The sequence below is a fragment of the Flammeovirgaceae bacterium genome (assembly GCA_015180985.1).
Lineage (GTDB): Bacteria > Bacteroidota > Bacteroidia > Cytophagales > Cyclobacteriaceae > UBA2336.
On sequence record CP054185.1, the window covers coordinates 1,624,142 to 1,641,288 of the forward strand.

The 17,147-nt window shown below is 45.6% G+C and carries 21 protein-coding genes and 1 other RNA gene; 10 read left to right on the plus strand and 12 right to left on the minus strand.

From position 1 onward, the window contains the following. The first annotated feature begins 26 nt into the window (after positions 1-26). The gene (locus HRU69_07660; GenBank protein QOI97372.1) at positions 27-470 is read left to right on the plus strand and encodes a cytochrome B; all 444 of its coding nucleotides are present in this window, start codon (positions 27-29) and stop codon (positions 468-470) included. A 66-nt stretch (positions 471-536) separates the two neighbouring features. Continuing rightward, positions 537-2,288 carry an OmpA family protein gene (locus tag HRU69_07665; GenBank protein ID QOI97373.1) on the plus strand — a complete coding sequence of 584 codons (1,752 nt, stop codon included), beginning with the start codon at positions 537-539 and terminating at the stop codon, positions 2,286-2,288. Between the two features lie 13 nt (positions 2,289-2,301). On the opposite strand, the gene HRU69_07670 is transcribed toward HRU69_07665, so the two are convergent. Genes HRU69_07670 through dinB form a run of 3 tightly spaced genes read right to left on the minus strand, consistent with a single transcriptional unit; the run spans position 2,302 to position 4,773 of the window. Next, the gene (locus tag HRU69_07670) at positions 2,302-3,060 is read right to left on the minus strand and encodes a phage Gp37/Gp68 family protein (protein QOI97374.1); all 759 of its coding nucleotides are present in this window, start codon (positions 3,058-3,060) and stop codon (positions 2,302-2,304) included. Then, entirely contained in the window at positions 3,061-3,549 is a 489-nt protein-coding gene (tcmP, locus tag HRU69_07675) for a three-Cys-motif partner protein TcmP (protein ID QOI97375.1), read from the minus strand. 30 nt (positions 3,550-3,579) lie between these two features. Beyond that, entirely contained in the window at positions 3,580-4,773 is a 1,194-nt protein-coding gene (gene dinB / locus HRU69_07680) for a DNA polymerase IV (GenBank protein QOI97376.1), read from the minus strand. A 71-nt stretch (positions 4,774-4,844) separates the two neighbouring features. On the opposite strand from dinB, the gene HRU69_07685 reads away from it, so the two are divergent. After that, a complete protein-coding gene (locus tag HRU69_07685; GenBank protein QOI97377.1) occupies positions 4,845-5,531 on the plus strand; it encodes a LexA family transcriptional regulator in 687 nt (228 codons plus the stop codon). A gap of 1 nt (position 5,532) precedes the next feature. Here HRU69_07685 and HRU69_07690 read toward each other — a convergent pair whose 3' ends face one another. After that, the gene (locus HRU69_07690; GenBank protein ID QOI97378.1) at positions 5,533-5,784 is read right to left on the minus strand and encodes a hypothetical protein; all 252 of its coding nucleotides are present in this window, start codon (positions 5,782-5,784) and stop codon (positions 5,533-5,535) included. Positions 5,785-5,943: 159 nt separating this feature from the next. On the opposite strand from HRU69_07690, the gene HRU69_07695 reads away from it, so the two are divergent. From HRU69_07695 to HRU69_07710, 4 genes are all read left to right on the plus strand, one after another. Then, on the plus strand, positions 5,944-6,582 hold the full coding sequence (locus tag HRU69_07695) for an O-methyltransferase (GenBank protein QOI97379.1): 639 nt from the start codon (positions 5,944-5,946) through the stop codon (positions 6,580-6,582). 67 nt (positions 6,583-6,649) lie between these two features. Continuing rightward, complete coding sequence (locus tag HRU69_07700; protein QOI97380.1) at positions 6,650-8,401, plus strand: LysM peptidoglycan-binding domain-containing protein; 1,752 nt, start codon at positions 6,650-6,652, stop codon at positions 8,399-8,401. Between the two features lie 161 nt (positions 8,402-8,562). Continuing rightward, on the plus strand, positions 8,563-8,943 hold the full coding sequence (locus HRU69_07705) for a response regulator (GenBank protein QOI98860.1): 381 nt from the start codon (positions 8,563-8,565) through the stop codon (positions 8,941-8,943). A 57-nt stretch (positions 8,944-9,000) separates the two neighbouring features. Next, positions 9,001-9,909 carry a DUF3078 domain-containing protein gene (locus tag HRU69_07710; protein QOI97381.1) on the plus strand — a complete coding sequence of 303 codons (909 nt, stop codon included), beginning with the start codon at positions 9,001-9,003 and terminating at the stop codon, positions 9,907-9,909. Positions 9,910-9,912: 3 nt separating this feature from the next. Here the strand turns inward: HRU69_07710 and HRU69_07715 are convergent, their stop codons facing one another. From HRU69_07715 to dnaX, 3 genes are all read right to left on the minus strand, one after another. Next, complete coding sequence (locus tag HRU69_07715) at positions 9,913-10,299, minus strand: hypothetical protein (protein QOI97382.1); 387 nt, start codon at positions 10,297-10,299, stop codon at positions 9,913-9,915. A 35-nt stretch (positions 10,300-10,334) separates the two neighbouring features. Next, positions 10,335-10,754: a hypothetical protein gene (locus tag HRU69_07720; protein ID QOI97383.1), complete on the minus strand. Its 420-nt coding sequence runs from the start codon at positions 10,752-10,754 to the stop codon at positions 10,335-10,337. Positions 10,755-10,891: 137 nt separating this feature from the next. Beyond that, the gene (dnaX, locus tag HRU69_07725) at positions 10,892-12,013 is read right to left on the minus strand and encodes a DNA polymerase III subunit gamma/tau (GenBank protein ID QOI97384.1); all 1,122 of its coding nucleotides are present in this window, start codon (positions 12,011-12,013) and stop codon (positions 10,892-10,894) included. Positions 12,014-12,145: 132 nt separating this feature from the next. Between dnaX and ssrA the strand changes: the two genes are divergently transcribed. Then, positions 12,146-12,536: a transfer-messenger RNA gene (gene ssrA, locus HRU69_07730) on the plus strand. A 38-nt stretch (positions 12,537-12,574) separates the two neighbouring features. On the opposite strand, the gene HRU69_07735 is transcribed toward ssrA, so the two are convergent. The 4 genes from HRU69_07735 to HRU69_07750 are packed head-to-tail and all read right to left on the minus strand — an operon-like array spanning position 12,575 to position 15,324. Then, positions 12,575-13,240, minus strand: a complete 666-nt coding sequence (locus HRU69_07735) for a hypothetical protein (protein QOI97385.1) — start codon at positions 13,238-13,240, stop codon at positions 12,575-12,577. Between the two features lie 2 nt (positions 13,241-13,242). Further along, the gene (gene folB, locus HRU69_07740; protein QOI97386.1) at positions 13,243-13,611 is read right to left on the minus strand and encodes a dihydroneopterin aldolase; all 369 of its coding nucleotides are present in this window, start codon (positions 13,609-13,611) and stop codon (positions 13,243-13,245) included. Continuing rightward, complete coding sequence (locus tag HRU69_07745) at positions 13,608-14,354, minus strand: DivIVA domain-containing protein (GenBank protein QOI97387.1); 747 nt, start codon at positions 14,352-14,354, stop codon at positions 13,608-13,610. Before HRU69_07745 ends, folB begins: the two co-directional genes overlap by 4 nt. Before the next feature lie 46 nt (positions 14,355-14,400). Continuing rightward, a complete protein-coding gene (locus tag HRU69_07750; protein ID QOI98861.1) occupies positions 14,401-15,324 on the minus strand; it encodes a WD40 repeat domain-containing protein in 924 nt (307 codons plus the stop codon). A gap of 62 nt (positions 15,325-15,386) precedes the next feature. On the opposite strand from HRU69_07750, the gene HRU69_07755 reads away from it, so the two are divergent. Both HRU69_07755 and HRU69_07760 read left to right on the plus strand, forming a co-directional pair. Beyond that, positions 15,387-16,010: a 4'-phosphopantetheinyl transferase superfamily protein gene (locus tag HRU69_07755; protein QOI97388.1), complete on the plus strand. Its 624-nt coding sequence runs from the start codon at positions 15,387-15,389 to the stop codon at positions 16,008-16,010. A 2-nt stretch (positions 16,011-16,012) separates the two neighbouring features. After that, positions 16,013-16,570 (plus strand): redoxin domain-containing protein, encoded by a 558-nt coding sequence (locus HRU69_07760; protein ID QOI97389.1) that lies wholly within the window; start codon positions 16,013-16,015, stop codon positions 16,568-16,570. 2 nt (positions 16,571-16,572) lie between these two features. On the opposite strand, the gene HRU69_07765 is transcribed toward HRU69_07760, so the two are convergent. Then, on the minus strand, positions 16,573-16,989 hold the full coding sequence (locus HRU69_07765) for a hypothetical protein (GenBank protein QOI97390.1): 417 nt from the start codon (positions 16,987-16,989) through the stop codon (positions 16,573-16,575). Positions 16,990-17,147 lie beyond the last annotated feature (158 nt).

Consider the following 17,147-nt stretch of genomic DNA (forward strand, 5'->3'; position numbering starts at 1 on the left):
TTTTCACGCCTCAAATAAAGCAATCTATGTACACCGGCTTATTACATACCCACACCCTGCTTCGTTACTTTATTTTGCTTGTGCTTGTAGCCGTAGTTGTTATTTCGTTTAGAAAATGGCTTGGCAGGAAGCCCTACACGAACTTTGATAACAAGCTCTCACTTTACCTGCTCATCTTTACGCACCTGCAACTGGTGGTGGGCCTTATCCTGTATTTTGTAAGCCCGAATGTGAAGTTTAATGAACACACAATGAAAGACAGTACCCTGCGGTACTGGTCGGTTGAGCATATTTTTCTGATGCTGGTGGCCATTACATTAATTACCGTAGCACGGATAGGTGCAAAGAAAATTTCGTTGGACGCCCTGAAACATAAGCGCATGTTTATTTTTAACGGGGTTGCACTGTTATTGATTGTGGTTTCTATCTACATGAGCGGCAGGGGCATTTTGCACAAAAACCTGTTTTAACAGATTGGATTACTTTACCGGATTGTCTGATGTTTGTTAACTTTACTAAGTTAAAAGATACATTGGATGAGACCCTCTTTTTTATTTATCAGCCTGGTACTGTTTTCATCCGCTGCGGCACAATTTGCCGCACGGTACGAACTGGTTAAGCTGAACCGCGAAGTAAACACCTTTTACCACGATGCCGCACCGGTGATTTCGCAGGATGGGAAGCAGCTGTATTTTTTCATACACAATCATCCTGAAAACAATTACGGCAAAGAGGGGAGTGACGAAATCTGGATGTCGACCCTGAATGAAAAAGGCGAGTGGACGGCCGCCAAACACCTGGGCCCCCCGTTTAACATCCACCGCAGCAACCAGGTGTTTACCTGCCTGCCCGATGGCTCCCTGTTTATAAAAGGAGGCCGTGTTAAAGACACAAAGGGATTTTCCATTGTAAATCCGGCTGGTGTATTAACTGAAATCGAGGTACCGGGCTTTCGTGAAATGAACAAGGGCAGGTTTTACGGGGCCAGCATGTCATCGGATGGAAAGCACATCATCATGTTTTTCAGTGAAATGCCAAACAGCCAGCGAAGCAGTTTGTATGTAAGCAACAATGAAGGAGGTAAATGGACAATGCCCAAGCGACTGAATATTTCAGTGCGCGATGATGATGTAGGCCCGTTTATCGGCCCCGATGATAAAACACTCTACTTTTCAAGCGATCGAAACGCACCCGGTAAAAAGGGCAAGGCTGATATTTACCGGTGCACCCGGCTTGACGATACGTGGCAAAACTGGTCGGTCCCGCTAAACATGGGTGCGCCCATCAACACGGCAGCCGATGAGTTGTATTTCTGTATCGATAAACCGGGTAATGTATTCACCAGCCGCTCCAACAGTACACAGGACGGTGGCAACCTTGACTTATTCAAACTGGTGCCGCGTGATGTTAAGGTGATTGTGGCAGGCGTGGTTTATAATGAAAAAACACAACAGCCCATCCAGGCCAATGTTGAACTGAAACCGGCTGAGCACGATGTATTGAAAATGCGCTCGGCAGCCACCGGAAAATTTGAAACACGCATACCCGAGGTGGACGGTTTTTCGGTTTCCGTTTCTGAAGCGGGGTATTTACCAAAAAGTGAGTCGTTTACCATTCCACCGCTTGGCAATGATACTACCATTACCATTGAAATTTATCTTACCCCGGTAGCTAAACAGTTGGTGCTGGCCGGTACGGTTTATGATCTGAAAACGAGCAAACCGATACCAGCCGAACTCACTATTTATCCGAAAACAAACAAGCGGGCTGAAATGAAACCCGCCACACCGGGCGGTAAATACGAACAAGAGATAAAACAACTGGGCAGATACATTCTTGTAGCAACCGCTGAAGGATACCTGACGGCTACCGACAGTGTGGAAGTTATCAGCGAAGACGTTACCCCGGTAATTAAAGACATTGCCCTGCAGCCGATTGAAGTTGGTTTAACCGTGCGGCTCGATCATATCTATTTTGATTTTGACAAAACTACACTGAAGAAAGAATCGTACGAAGAACTTGCCAAAGTGATCGATTTCTTAAAACGCAACCCGACAGTGGAGATTGAAATTGCCGGGCATACCGACAGCAAAGGTTCGGACGAATATAACCAGCGCCTCTCGCAAGGCCGTACCCAGGCGGTTGTTGATTACCTGGTTAGCCAGGGCATCAGCGCCCGCAGGCTGGTGGCCATGGGCTATGGCGAATCCAAACCGGTGGATACCAACGAAACCGAAGGAGGCCGCGCCAAAAACCGAAGGGTGGAGTTTACGGTGCTAAAGATGTGAAGATCTGCAACCGTTAGACTGTTAACCTGTTTGGAATTGGATTATACTGACTGGACATTTTTTTCCGGAGCGTAGGCATTTCGTCATAAGTCCGTCCCTTTAACAAACGCCCGGATTTTTTCTTATTTGTGCCACCCCATTGTTTAAAAAAGAAAGATACTTTACTTATCCGGCACTGTTTTTTAATATCGATAACCCATTCGGGTTTTATCGGTCTGGGTTTTCTGCCGGATTCACCACCTACAATAACCCAATCAATGTTTTGAAGGTTAAGGTTGGGCAATGGGCCTATTAGGGGCTCACACGACAAAAATTTGACCTGTGCCGAGGTTTTTCTCAGATCATCAATTCGTGAGACTACACGCTCATCTTCAACCGAAACACCCATCCAGATATTATGAGTCCAGGTTAGTTGTTCATGGTATTTAAGCAGTATGTCAGACCGCTTGGTTAATACCTGAAAAGTATGTTGCGGGTTCTCATTCATTACCCGGAAGACTTTTTTCAAAAAATCCAGGGGAATATCTTTATGAAACAAATCGCTCATGGAGTTTACAAAAACAATTTTTGAACCTTTCCATGAGTATGGTGCTTTTAACTCGCTCTCATGGAGTGTAAGTTTAAACCCATTCTTGTACTTATCCAGCCCCATGGCTTTTAGCCGCCTTGACATCACCTCCGCATAACAGAACTTACAACCGGCAGAAATTTTATTACACCCGGTTGTGGGATTCCAGGTTAGTTCAGTCCATTCGATACTTGATTCAGCCATTTACTTGCTAAATTTTTTTACGATATCATTCCCAATATTGACTGCTGTTTTGTTGTTTGAAGATAAGAATAAATGATACATTACAGAATTCGTGGAGTTTCTAAGTTCATAAGGTTTTGATACGAATTTAAAGACCCCCCTCAACCTGTCTCTATAGAGTAAAGCCGATTTTTCAATCGCATCTCTTTCTTTTTCAATAGAAGTATAATCAGAAAATAATGTTTCTGTCTTTTTATAAAAATGATTTTCGATTTCTTCTCTTGAAAGTCCAAGGAATTTTTCTAATCGTTCGGCCCATGTATCTGATAACCTACCATTCTTTTTGAGGAGTCGATTAACTCCCATCCCGGTCGGAACCAAGATCCATACATCAATAGGTAAAGATCTAAGACTTTCAATTGACCTCCACTCTAACTGCATTCCACATGGATCGAGATAAGCAAGTGTTCGATAATTTTTATTTTTTGGATCCCTTAAAAAATTCGCCATATCAATCAACTTCTTGGTATAATAATTAAATCACCTCAAATTTCCCTTAAACATATTCATCTCCATGCGCACCCTGCGACTTACGCCCATGGTGGTGGCGCGCACCAGTTTCTCAACACCATGCCGGTGTTTAATGTGGTCGATGGCCTGGTAGAGGTTAATCGCCTCGGCAGTATCGTCAAACAGGCTGATCTGATGGTTGCCGTGCACCAGTCCGCTTAGCCGTACGCCTACCAGCCGGATGAGCATCCTGCGGTGGTAGAGTTTGTCGAACAGTTCCTGCACCACGCGAAGAATAACATGGTCGGATGACGTGTAAGCAACCTGCACCTGCCTGGTCTCCGTATCGAAATTGGCATACCGGATTTTTACCGTAATGCACGAGGTTAGCTTTTTCTGCTCTCGCAGCGTAAAGGCCACTTTCTCCACCATGGCGATGAGGATGGATTTTAATCGCTTCACATCAATGGTATCTTCCTCAAAGGTGCATTCCGTGGAAATGGATTTTTGTTCGCTGTATGGAACCACCGGGCTGTTGTCGATACCATGCGCTCTGTTCCATAGGGAAATTCCATTTTTACCGAATGCGCTCACCAGGAATTTCAACGGCATTTCGCGCAGCGTGGCCACCTTGCGCACACCCATATCGTACAGGAAGGAGGCTGTTTGTTTGCCGATCATCGGGATTTTCTCTATGGCCAGCGGGGCGAGAAAATCTTTTTCGGTGCCGGCCGGAATATGTTTTCTGGCGTTGGGCTTAAACTCACCGGTAGCCACTTTCGATACGAGTTTGTTTACCGACATACCCAGCGAAATGGGCAGGCCGCTCTCCTTCATAATTTTTTTCTGCAGTTCCAGCGCCCAGGTAAATGCCCCGAAGTACTTATCCATGCCGCTGGCGTCAATATAAAATTCATCAATAGATGATTTTTCGAACAGCGGGGCTTCATCGGCAATCACTTCGGTTACCAGGTGCGAAGCCCGGCTGTAGGCCTCCACATCACCGGAGATGACCAGGGCATCGGGGCACAGTTGCAGCGCCAGGTACATGGGCATGGCCGAGTGTACCCCGAACTGCCGGGTTTCGTAGCTGCAGGCCGCTACCACGCCCCTGCGGCTTTGCCCGCCAATGATCAGCGGCTTGCCGTTTAGTTTCGGATTGCGCTGACGTTCTACGGCTACGAAAAAGGCATCCAGGTCGAGGTGAATAATGTTGCGGTCCATGCCGCTATATTAAACTAAATAAATTAGTAAATAAATATTGTTTAACTAAAATATTTAGTATTACTTTGAACATGCCGTTAATCAGCAAAAACCTGAAGTTTTTAAGAAGCCGGCAGGGGCTTACACAAAAGCAACTGGCCGAGAAACTGAAACTCAACCAGCCGGTAATCGGTGCCTATGAGGAAGGGCGCGCGCTGCCTCCGCTGCCAACATTACAGAAACTGGCCACTCTTTTTCAGGTAAGCCTTGACGACCTGGCCACTACCGACCTGAGTAAGCCGGGGCACTTGTTTAAACAGGCATCATCCTCCAAAGAAGTTCTGGCCATTACCGTTGATCGCACCGGCCGGGAGAATGTGGAACTGGTTTTACAAAAAGCGGCTGCCGGGTATCTTAACGGCTACCACGATCCGGAATATATCAGCGAGCTGCCGAAAATCCAGTTGCCGGTGCTTCCGCAGAACCGTACTTTTCGGGCATTCGAAATCAAGGGCGATTCCATGTTGCCGGTTCCTTACGGCAGCATCGTGTTTGGCGAGTACATCGAAAAAATTGCGCAGGTAAAAAATGGCAAAGCCTATGTGCTGGTAACACACAGCGAGGGAATTGTTTTTAAGCGGATTTTTTTTCTGGATGATCAGCCCGATAAACTGCTCCTTGTATCCGACAACAAAACATATCAGCCTTACCTTATCGCTCTTGGCGATGTGCGCGAGGTATGGCTGGCGCGCGGGTATTATACCCCGCTTACGGATTAGCTTAAGTCATCGTCACACTGTCCATCCGGATAATATGCCGGCTTGCATTAAGCGGGTCATCGTTGTAAAACCCGGAAAGAATGCGATGGGCAATCTGCTCGATGATTAGCTCCTGATCGGTTTTTCCTTCTTTACCGCGCCAGTAAATACGGTTGGGGTGCCGTTTCATATCTTCCACATACGCTTTGGCCCGGTTAAACTGCTCATCGGTATAGGTAATCGTAAAACAGGTTCGTACGTTTTGTGTATCCATATCAGTATAGCGTTTACAATTAAAATGCCAGTGAAAAAGCCTTGAAATATTAATCAAAAAGATAGACCCGGTGCAACGGGTTGCCCGCCTGCGGTCATTTTTGTTCGCAGTTGGGACGGTTCCTTAAAACACGGTACTTTTATCGGGCGAATCTCAGCCATGGAAATTATTCATCCTTTTATTCAGCGTTATTCCGAGGAACACACATCTGCTGAAAGCCCGTTGTTAAAGCTAATCAACCGGGATACACATGCTCAGGTGTTAATGCCCCGCATGCTTTCCGGCCATTTACAGGGCAGGTTGCTTGCAATAATCAGTAAGATGATTAAGCCAAAAGCTATTTTGGAAATAGGAACGTACACCGGCTACTCGGCCATTTGCCTGGCCGAAGGCTTGCTGGAGGGAGGTATATTGGTTACAATTGATAACAACGAGGAGCTTGAAGATCGCGTACGAAACTATTTCAGCGAAGCAGGATTGGAACAACGCATTGATTATCGCATTGGCGATGCGATGGAAATTATTCCGACACTTCCGGGCCCGTTTGATTTGGTGTTTATCGATGCCGATAAAGAAAATTACATGCGCTATTACGATTTGGTTGTCAATATCGTACCTTTGGGTGGTTACATTCTGGCTGACAATGTGTTATGGAGCGGCAAGGTGCTGGATACTAAGCCCGATAAGGATACCCGGGCCATCCAGGAGTTTAACCGGAAGATTCAGGATGATGAGCGGGTGGAGAATGTGCTGCTTCCGGTGCGTGATGGAATGATGATTGTCAGGAAGATTCAGTAATCCTGAGGCAACATGTTGCAGGATGACTGTGTATGAAATTTTTTTTGGCTGACTATTTTTTAAACGCATGATCCGATTAACAGCCTTACTACTCGTACCTGTTTTATCAACAGCGCAAAGCCCGCAGGTACCCCACAAAATGCAGGTGGCCGGCATTACGCTCAGCATCCGCGATGATGCGCGGAGGGAAATACAGAAAGATGTGGACGCACTTACGCAATACCCTAAATATTTTGATGTAAAAGTTGAACGTGCCAAAACCTACTTCCCGATTATTGAACAAATTTTTAAAGACGAGCGTGTACCGGATGACTTTAAATACCTTGTGTTGCAGGAAAGCGCCCTGATTGCCGATGCCGTTTCGGTTAGCAATGCCGTTGGCTTTTGGCAGTTTAAGGATTTCACGGCCACTGAAATGGGCCTACGGGTTGATAACGAAGTAGATGAGCGCATGAATATAGTTTCCTCAACCCGCGCGGCAGCCCGCTACTTAAAAAAGAATAACTATTATTTTAATAATTGGCTATACGCACTACAGGCTTACCAGATGGGTGCCGGTGCTGTACAGCGTACCTATACCGATTACGAGAGCGGTGCCAGACACATGGAAATTACCAGCAACACGTATTGGTATGTAAAAAAATTTCTGGCCCATAAAGTAGCCTTCGAAGGGGCGGTAACCGGCATGCCTGAAGTAAAACTGCTCACATTTACCAACCATAAAAGAAAAACACTTTCCGATATCGCCCGCGAGATTGACGTCAGCGAAGAAAAACTGGCGGAATACAACAAATGGATAAGGAAGACCCATATACCAGACGACCGTAAGTATGCGGTAATGATTCCGGTGGAAGGTAAAGAGAAAACGGTTTATGCGGCTGTAGCCAAAAACAACGAGGCATTGCAGCAATCGTTAGGTGGATCGCCAGGAAAGGTTGAGGCGCGCTCAGGTTATGCTACGGCTAATGATGTAAAGATTATAAACGGCATTCCGGCCATCAGGGCCGAAGCGGGTGAAAATGCTGCGGCAGTAGCCAAGCGGGCCGCCATTGGGTTATCGGCTTTTCTTAAGTTCAACGACCTTTCCATCAGCGATCCGTTAACAGCCGGTGCCTATTATTATACCCGCAAGAAGAATACCCAGGGTGCAGTTGCCCAGCATGTAACTGGTAAGGATGAAACCCTGTGGTCAATCAGTCAGCAGTATGGCGTACAACTCAGGCGGGTAAAAAAATTCAATCCCGGAGTTAGTCAAAGCAGGTTACCGGAAGGAATGGTAGTTAATCTTATCTCCAATAGCACCGCACATCAGCCAACTAATGCCGAACAGGTAGTTGAATTGAATACAGAAGAAACTTTTAGCTGGGTTACTCCTGCAACCGATAGGGTAGAGGTTCCGGTTGTGGAAAGTCTAGTGGAAAATCAGGCGGTGCCCGTTCTGCAGGAACCTGAGTGGCCAACGGTAAATAATGAGGCGGTAACGCCACAGTTTTCCCATCAACATGTGGTTGCAGCCGGTGAAACGCTCTACGGAATTGCCAAAAAGTACAATATAGGCGTTATGGATTTGGCAGGATGGAATAACCTGAACCTGGAACAGGGAATTAAACCCGGGCAGGTGTTGAGCATCCGGAAACCTGAAGAAAATTCAATTCCGGCCGAAGGGTTCATTATTTATGAAGTAAAATCAACTGATACGTTGTACAGCGTGGCCCGCCAGCATGGAGTAACCATTAAGCAACTCATGGATTGGAATGGCAAAACCGACTTTACCCTTTCGGCCGGAGAAAAGTTGAAAATTCAACGACATCCGCGCTAATTTTTTACAAATAATAGGCTGAATATTACCTGAGTGGTTGATTTTGTTTTTGCCACGGTATCTAATTGAGTAAAAAGGAATAATTTTGAGTTCTTAATTAAGAAGGTTTAAGTTTCTTTAGCATGTACACGCAAGCGGTTGCAAAGCCTGTAGATTTGGTGATGTTGGTTGACGACAACGAAACCGATAATTTTATCAGCAAGCGAATCATTGAAATAACGCAATTCTCCAAACGGGTAGAGGTAAAAAACTCGGGTAAAGCTGCGCTTGAATACATAAAGGAGAATGAAAAAAATCCGGATAATATCCCTTCGTTAATATTTCTTGACATTAATATGCCCATTGTGGATGGGTTTGTTTTTTTATATGAGTTTGAAAAATTCAGTGAACTGGTACGGAACAAATGCAAAGTAATTATCCTCTCCAGCTCGGATAACAAGCGCGATATTGATAAGATTATCAATAACAACCATGTTATCAAGTTCATTACAAAGCCCCTCACCGAGGTTTCGCTGGAAGAAATTAAACTAAACAATATTTAAGCAGGCTTTCATTTTTACTCGTTTTGAGGCTATTTTTCTGAAAAAAAACCTAGCCTCATGAAACTTAAAAAACTCTGTCTCTTCTTACTTCTTTTTTGGATCTGCACCGGGTTAGCATCTGCCCAGGTGGTTAAACCCGATACAACTTCTAATTGGAAAAAGAAATTTACTTCAGGTCTTAATCTGAACCAGGCCTCGTTTTCATCGAACTGGAAAGGTGGTGGTGTAAACTCCATCGGATTAAATGTATTAGTTAATTACAAAGCCAACTTCCGCAAAAACAAAACTTCGTGGGATAATGAATTCGACTTTCTGTATGGTTTTGTAAACAACGAGGGGCAGGGCTTCCGGAAAACCGTTGACCGGATATTTCTAGACAGCAAGCTGGGTTACTCAGTGAGTAAAAAATGGGATGTGTACACCTCGCTCAACTTCCTAACACAGTTTGCGCCCGGATACCGGTATGCAGAAGATAATACGGCCAGTCTTATTTCCGATTTTCTCGCCCCTGCATTCATCACCTCATCGTGGGGGGCTGAGTATCATCCGGTGGATTACTTTAGGATCAGGATTTCACCCTTTTCGCCACGGGTAACTATCGTGCAGGACAATAACGGGAGGTTTAATGCGGTAAGTATTACAAATCCGTATGGCGTTGACGTTGGCGACAATACGCGCTTTGAATGGCTTGCTTTTCAGCTGATTGCTGATTTTAATAAAGATATTGCCAAAAACATGAATTTGAAGTGGCGCTACATGGCATTTGCCAATTACGAAACCCTTGAGGCAAAAACCATTGACCACCGGCTTGACCTGAACCTGGCGGCCAAGGTTAACAAATTTGTAAATGTAAACTTTGGCATTATTGCCTTGTATGATTTTGACCAGGATGACGGGCTTCAGTTAAGTCAGTTGTTTAATATTGGCTTCTTGTATTCCTTCCAGAATTTTGAAGAGAAGAAATAGTGGTTAGAATTGCATCTGCTTTTTGTAGTAGGTGCGTTCGGCCTTCTCACATAATGGAATAAATTGCCTGTAAAACTCTTTCCAGTCGGGTTGGTTGGTCAATCGGCATTCCGATGGTTCCATTTCGCTAAAGGATTCATATTCAATTTCCAGGATTAATGTATAAGCAGGCCCGGAAACATCAGTAAGCAGCCGGGCATGAATATTTTGATCGCGTTGATGAACCCGTTGCAGGTAATCTTTCCACATCGGAATAGCTTCACTGCTGGCTCCGAATTTCAGATAGAAAACATTGCGTTCAACGTACATGGTGTTGCGGGTTGATGGTGCCTGGGCAGCCGCCTGCAGTATGGAATAACCGGTAACCAAAATAATCAGTATTGCTTTCATATCCATCCGGTTCAGGATATGAAGGTACAGTTCTTTCAGAAATCGGTATCCAGGCCGAGGCGATTTTTCAGTTCTTTTAAATGAGGGTTTTTCTTTGCCATGTAATCGTACTTTTCCCGGTTGGTGTACAGAATACCTTGATCGTCTACGGTTTGCATCACACCTTCTATTTGAATTTGCAGGTTACCGAGTTCTGTGCGCAGAAACGCAGCCAGTTCACTGCGAAGATTGTGAAGCAGGGTTTCCTGAACAGGATGATGGAGTGGTACGGTTACCGTGGTTCCGGTTACTTCTACCGGCTGGGTTAGTAATTGATACTCGGCCTGATATGTTTTTTTTGATTCTGCATACCGCATCCATGCTGCTTTTAATTGGTCGGAAGTAAATTCCTTGTTTTCGATTTTACCTTCTGCAAGCGATGGTTTTTTTTCGGCCGATGACTCGCCATTACTCAATGAAGAGTGAATGGCCGTCAGTTTGATGGTTTTGGAGGGCCGGTTGCCGGCCGGACCGTTTATTTTTTTGATTGCAGGTTGCTGTGCGGACTGTGTGGCAGCAGCTTCGCTAAACCTGCTTTCCGCAGCAGGCTCCTCTACGGGGTTTGGAGTGTCAGTACTTTTTTTTTTGAGCTTTCGCCCGACTCGAGAGTGCTTAAATCTAAAACAGACTGTACGTGGGCCATTTTCATCAGCGCCAGTTCAACCAACAGGCGCTGGTTTTTGCTCATCTTGTAGTTAATGTCGCACTGGCTGGCAATGCTGAGCCACGACAGCAGCAACGAGGGCGAAGTTTCTTTGGCTTGTTTGGCGTATTTGTTTTTGACGCTTTCAGGAACTTCCATCAGTTGTACGGTACGTGCATCCTGCGCCACCAGCAGGTTTCTGAAATGCTCACTCAGTCCGACAATAAAATTTTGCCCGTCAAAACCGTGGCGGAGAATTTCATCCAGAATGAGCAGGGGGGTGCTGTGATTCCGGCCGAGCAGGCCATCAACAACTTTAAAATAGTAATCATAATCCAGGATGTGCAGGTTGCTGATTACATCGCTGAAGGTGATGCCCTTACCCGAAGAATACGTTACCATCAAATCAAAAATAGAGAGGGCATCGCGCAGGGCGCCATCAGCTTTCTGGGCAATCAAATGCAGGGCCTCTTCTTCAGCCGGAATGGACTCCTGGTCGGCCACTTTTTTCAGGTGGCGGGCAATGTCGGAGATCTGTATCCGGTTGAAATCAAAAATCTGACACCGCGAAAGAATGGTTGGAATAACCTTGTGTTTTTCGGTGGTGGCCAGAATAAAAATCGCGTAGGCAGGCGGCTCCTCCAGTGTTTTCAAAAAGGCGTTGAATGCCGCATTGGAGAGCATGTGCACCTCATCAATAATATACACCTTGTACTTTCCGAACTGGGGCGGGTAGCGCACCTGGTCAATCAGGTTGCGGATGTCTTCCACCGAATTGTTGGAGGCGGCATCCAGTTCAAAAATGTTGAGTGAATTAAGCTCGGTTTTCTCTTCAAAGCCGTTAATCAGGCGGGCCACAATACGGGCGCAGGTGGTTTTGCCTACCCCGCGCGGACCGCAAAACAGCAGCGCCTGGGCAAGTTTGTTTGAATCGATGGCATTTTTGAGCGTGGTGGTGATGTGCTCCTGCCCCACCACCTCGTCAAAACCGGTAGGCCGGTATTTGCGTGCCGATACCACAAAATTATCCATGCGGGGGCAAGATAGAACGCGGCCGACAATTATCCATACCAATCGGCATCCGGCCGGAAACCTTTTTCAGGCTATATTTGTAGTGGATTGGCAATGGCAGCGAGCCAATTGCCTGACGTTGTTTGAATTACTGGGGCCGACCGGTTTTGACAGGCTGTGTGAAGCCGGATGCAGCATGCAGGCTCATGGGGTGAGAGCCTTAACAGATAGCCCTACACCATACGTGGCGAGAATACTTACGCCATGGCTGCTTAATCTGACGGTACGTTAGGTTAGCTTATGGCGCGTAAGACGCGCCAGGCCATCATCGCTCAGCGCCTTTGTTTTGCGGGCGCTGGTATAGCGGTGTCGTTCAGCAAAACCGCTCCGTGCGATGTCGCTAAGCACGGCTAAGACAAGCGGCTACGGAGTAGCTCAGGTGGTTGCCTGCCTTGCCACTCCCGACAAGTAAAGGCAACTAAGCATGTAGAACGTTCGGGGTCATCTTCGCTGGACCAGGGTTCGATTCCCTGCGGCTCCACTTTTATTGTTTTGGCATTTTAAAGCAACAGAGTTTCTTCTCTAGTTTCTCTCTTTTTTTGCAAGAAGTCTTAATTTATTTTCCCTATTCTGAGAAACTTCACGTAAGACAAAATCGATGTTCCAATCGGATGTAAATGAAAATAAAGCGGTAGTATTCAAAAACTTCCTTCTTACAGTGTTAAAAATATATGCGCTAAGTTCAACTAACGCTTTAAGATCATCATCTGATACAGCTTCAACTGTAATATTCGAATCACGATGCGCATAGACTTTATCTCTGGCATCAATCACTTTCTTGATTGATTTACTGAATTTTCCAATTTCGCTTCTTAACTCTTCGATCGCTAATATTATTTCTTGTCGGGATTTAAAACAATTAGAAAGTTCTTTCTTGTTGTTTGATTTTAATAACAACACAATATCATTGCCGTATTTCGACTTGATGAGTCGATTAAATAGTCTGTGGAATGAACGTTTTTGACTTGAACTGCTGCTAAATAGTTTAGCGAGTTGTACAATTAAAATGAATTTCAATTGGTACCAGTGATGTTGAAAAAAGCCATGTTTTTTAATATGCTCCTCATATGGATATCGTTCCTCCTTTAGTCGGAGTAGATTATTCAAAGAAATGTGAAGATCGGCAATGATATTCCAGAGGTCTTCAAACCAGTCCTCAAGGTTCTTTAATGATAAAATTTCATTCAAGCTTACTTCTTTATCTTATTCTTTCTCACCTCCACACTTGCCTTTTTGCACTTGCCCCCTATAGGCGGGTTGGTTTTTGAAATCTTGAGCGATACTTCGGTTACGGAGGGAAGTTGCAGGAAAATGTTGTCAATGATTTTGCCGGCAACACTTTCCAGCAGGTGCGAGGGTTTTTCCATTTCGTCCTTTACAATCCTGTAAAGTGTTTCGTAATTCACGGCTTGACCGAGATCATCGGTTTGTGCCGCTTTAGCCAAATCCGTTTCAACCGAGATATCCACTTCAAACCAGTTGCCCGATTCGCGCTCGTGCGGGTAAACGCCATGAAAGGCATGAAACTCCAACCCCTCAAGCGCAATGCGTCCGGTCATTCGATCTCGTCAAAGAAAGATGTAATTTTTTTTGTGCTGCGTGCTTCAACCACCACGGTTTGCTCCATTACCAGTTCCGGTTCGGGTTCGGGCAGTGTGGGTTCTTTAGCAGGAGAAACAGGAGTTTCTGCTTTCGGTGGTGTGTAATCTGCCTGCTTGTTGGGGTAAACTACTTTGTGCAGTTCTTTGGTAGCCGTAGCGATATGCTGGTCGGCATCAAAATCTTTATTGCTGTTGCGGATACGCTCGGCCCGCTCGATGGTATCCTGCGAAATACGTTTCAGTTCATGCAACAGGTCATCGCGGGTGTTTTCCAGCTTCTTGTAATTTTCTGCCAGGGCTTTGAGGCGCATTTCCATTTCGGCTAAACGTTGGCGCGAGAGAAGTTCGGCTTCATCGGTAAGGTCTTTGGCTTTTGTTTTGGCTTCGTTGAGTACGGCATCGGCTTTAAGCTGGGTTTCACGCAGCAGCAATTCGGCAGCCTGGCGCGATTGTTCAATCAGGTTGGAACCGGTGTCTTCCGCGGTTTTGAGGGTTTTGAACAGTGAACTTTCCACTTCGCGCAGTTTGGCCACTTCTTTTTCGGAGGCTTCCAGTTTAATGCGAAGTTCTTTGGTTTCATCCATCAGCCGTTCCCACTCCTGCGAAAGAGTAAGCAGGAAGGCGTTTACTTCATCTTTGTTGTATCCCCGAAAGTTTACTTCGAAGTTTTTCTGGCGGATTTCAAGCGGTGTAATTTTCATAACCGTGTTGTTTAGTTTAAAAAATCAGGCGCGGTAAAAAATCAGGTCAACGCGCATCGTCAAGTATATTAATATCCCAAACGGAAATTGTTCTGTCATCGCTGGCGCTGAGCAGGCAGTTGTTGTGGTTTGTCCACAGCACCCGATTTACCGAAGTACCGTGCCCTGCATGGCGCCCTTTGTCAATCACTTTAAGCAACCGCATCTCGGTTGCATCCCACACTTTAATCGATTTATCCAGGCTACAAGTTACAAAATGTTTTAAATCCGGGCTAAAATCGAGGTGATTAATTGCATACAGGTGGGCCACCACTTCACCGGCCAGTGAGTAACCGGCTTTCATATCCCAGGCTTTCAGGCGGGCATCGCGCGAGCCGCTGAGCAGGTAACTCCGGCCGGGCATATACCGAACGGTGAAAACTGAGTTGGTGTGGGCGTGTACTTCGTGTTTCAACGTTAACATATTCAAATCAAAAATACGGATGGAATGGTCGCTATAGCCGGCAGCCAGTTCATGGGCTTTTTCGTTAATTGAAAGAGAGCGCACATGTTTGTCGGAAACTTTTATTTTTTCACGCACGGTAAGCGTATTCAAGTCAACTACAAACAAGGTTCCGTCTCCGGTAGCTGCAAAAACATAGTTGCCGGTTGTTTGCAGGTCGAAAATGTAGGCCTCGCTAAGTTTTAACGAGCCAACCTGCTTTTTATTTTTCCAGTCGAGCAGGTGGATGCCTTCAAAATTTTGTCCGGCAATTAATAATCCGGAGGGCTGGTGAAAGTTCAGCGCGTACACGGAGTTAGGAAGTTGTGCCAACAGTTGGCCATCATCCGGACGTTCCAGGTTCCATTGCACTACCATGCCGTCACCACCAGCGCTGAAGAAAACAGAATCACAATCGGAGGGTTGCAGTGTATACACACTGTTGCGGTGACCGGTGAACGTATGCAGTTTCTTTACGGTAACAGGCATGCGTAAAAGAAGAATGTGAACTGGAATTTTTGCATCTTGAACCTTCAAAGTTGAGCAACCTGATGCCAATTACCAAAATCGAAGTTTCAAAAGAACGGGCCTGGGGTGTATGGAAAATTGAAGAAGATGAGCTTGGCCTTGTTGAGCAAACCAATGGACTTGACTGCATTCCTGAAAATATACGGCATTCGGGTAAACGACTTGAATATATTGCCGGCCGTGTGTTGGTAAAGCACCTGATGGAAAAAGCGAACCTGCCCTTTACCGGGTTGACCAAGGATGCATATGGAAAGCCGTTGTTGAAAAACTGCTCCTGGCACGTATCGCTTACCCATTCGTTTCCGTTGGTGGCCGCTGTGCTTGATGCCAAAAATTCACCGGGCATTGATTTGGAGCAGGTTAATCCGAAATTGTTGCGCATGGCCCCGCGGATTTTTCACATTACTGAACTGCGCGATGCCGGAAACGATGTAATCAAACACACGGTGTACTGGTGCGGCAAAGAAACGCTGATGAAGATTTACGGCAGGCGCGATGTAGTGTTTGCCGAAAACCTGCTGATTGAACCCTTTAAATTGGACAACAAAGGCGAATTGCGTGGCAGGATTGTTGCGGATAATACCCAAACCCATGTTACCTTGCGCTATTACTTGTTTGATAATTTTGTGCTGGTTATGAATACCTGAAAATGAAGTGGCTTAAATTTTTTCTGGTGATTGTTACGATTTCTGTGCGGGCACAGGTAGTCGCTGATTTCAGTTTGCCCAACGTGGTTGACGGTAAAACAATCCATCTTCGCGATTACCTGAAGCATGCCGGGGTAGTAGTAATTTTTGTGAGTTACGATTGCCCGTTTGATAAGTACTACATGGACCGGATTTTGAAAATTGCCGAAACGTATAAAACGACTTTTCCGGTAGTGCTCATCAACTCCAATTCCGATGAAGTGGAATCGGGTGAGCTTCTTAAGAATTATCTGGTTCAACAGAAAATAACAATACCGTATCTGTTGGATAAAAACCAGATTGAGCTAAAAACTTTCAATGCACACAAAACTCCGGAGTGCTTCGTATTGAAAAACACCGGGCAGAAGTTTACTGTGGTTTACCGCGGGGCTATTGACGACAGCCCCCAGTCGGCCGCTGATGTACGGGAAGCGTACCTTACCGATGCTATTGAAAAGGTACTGGCCGGGCAACGCATTGAAGTGGCCGAGCACCGCCCGCCCGGCTGCAGTATACGGTAGCGTTAATTCTCTTTAGCTTTTTGGATGGCCTCCAGCATCTGCTGCTTTACTTTGGTTACCCGCTCTTTTTCCGATTCGAGGTATTCGCGCAGATCTTCACCCGTATATTCTTCCGGTCTGAAATTGTTCATCCATTGCATCATGGCCTTGCCGGCCGAGTCCAGTTGCAGGATTTTCTGTTCCAGTTCTTTTTTCTTTTCAGGAACCAGGTCAGCACTTTTTTCAACCGTTTCTTTCAGTTCGCGCTTTAGCTTCATAATGTCGTCCATACGGGGCATTACTTCGTCATGAATGTCCATTACCTGGTTGTACAACACCTTGTTGGGGTCGTCCGTAGCCGGCTCGCTGGCCTGGTTATCTTTGTTTTTACCACAGGAAACAAGCCCGATAACGAACAGGAGTGCAAACGTTTTTTTCATGATTATTTAGGTAATTAAGGCAATAAAGGTAGGTTAATGGGTGCATGTGATCAAATCGCCTAACGGGCATTTGGTTGAAAAAAAGTTTTATTCAACCATTGCACGGCAAATCAAATTCATCTTTATTAGGGCATTATTTAGCAGTAAGTATGTTCAAC

What these genes read in the sequence shown, in the direction of transcription:
- HRU69_07665 (QOI97373.1), top strand. Translation starts at nt 537, where the DNA reads ATGAGACCCTCTTTTTTATTTATCAGCCTGGTACTGTTTTCATCCGCT.
- HRU69_07745 (QOI97387.1), bottom strand. Translation starts at nt 14,354, where the DNA reads ATGAAAATTACACCGCTTGAAATCCGCCAGAAAAACTTCGAAGTAAAC.
- HRU69_07695 (QOI97379.1), top strand. Translation starts at nt 5,944, where the DNA reads ATGGAAATTATTCATCCTTTTATTCAGCGTTATTCCGAGGAACACACA.
- HRU69_07660 (QOI97372.1), top strand. Translation starts at nt 27, where the DNA reads ATGTACACCGGCTTATTACATACCCACACCCTGCTTCGTTACTTTATT.
- HRU69_07715 (QOI97382.1), bottom strand. Translation starts at nt 10,299, where the DNA reads ATGAAAGCAATACTGATTATTTTGGTTACCGGTTATTCCATACTGCAG.
- dnaX (QOI97384.1), bottom strand. Translation starts at nt 12,013, where the DNA reads ATGGATAATTTTGTGGTATCGGCACGCAAATACCGGCCTACCGGTTTT.
- HRU69_07750 (QOI98861.1), bottom strand. Translation starts at nt 15,324, where the DNA reads ATGCCTGTTACCGTAAAGAAACTGCATACGTTCACCGGTCACCGCAAC.
- HRU69_07765 (QOI97390.1), bottom strand. Translation starts at nt 16,989, where the DNA reads ATGAAAAAAACGTTTGCACTCCTGTTCGTTATCGGGCTTGTTTCCTGT.
- HRU69_07690 (QOI97378.1), bottom strand. Translation starts at nt 5,784, where the DNA reads ATGGATACACAAAACGTACGAACCTGTTTTACGATTACCTATACCGAT.
- tcmP (QOI97375.1), bottom strand. Translation starts at nt 3,549, where the DNA reads ATGGCGAATTTTTTAAGGGATCCAAAAAATAAAAATTATCGAACACTT.
- HRU69_07755 (QOI97388.1), top strand. Translation starts at nt 15,387, where the DNA reads ATGCCAATTACCAAAATCGAAGTTTCAAAAGAACGGGCCTGGGGTGTA.
- dinB (QOI97376.1), bottom strand. Translation starts at nt 4,773, where the DNA reads ATGGACCGCAACATTATTCACCTCGACCTGGATGCCTTTTTCGTAGCC.
- HRU69_07700 (QOI97380.1), top strand. Translation starts at nt 6,650, where the DNA reads ATGATCCGATTAACAGCCTTACTACTCGTACCTGTTTTATCAACAGCG.
- HRU69_07670 (QOI97374.1), bottom strand. Translation starts at nt 3,060, where the DNA reads ATGGCTGAATCAAGTATCGAATGGACTGAACTAACCTGGAATCCCACA.
- HRU69_07760 (QOI97389.1), top strand. Translation starts at nt 16,013, where the DNA reads ATGAAGTGGCTTAAATTTTTTCTGGTGATTGTTACGATTTCTGTGCGG.
- HRU69_07705 (QOI98860.1), top strand. Translation starts at nt 8,563, where the DNA reads ATGTTGGTTGACGACAACGAAACCGATAATTTTATCAGCAAGCGAATC.
- HRU69_07710 (QOI97381.1), top strand. Translation starts at nt 9,001, where the DNA reads ATGAAACTTAAAAAACTCTGTCTCTTCTTACTTCTTTTTTGGATCTGC.
- HRU69_07685 (QOI97377.1), top strand. Translation starts at nt 4,845, where the DNA reads ATGCCGTTAATCAGCAAAAACCTGAAGTTTTTAAGAAGCCGGCAGGGG.
- folB (QOI97386.1), bottom strand. Translation starts at nt 13,611, where the DNA reads ATGACCGGACGCATTGCGCTTGAGGGGTTGGAGTTTCATGCCTTTCAT.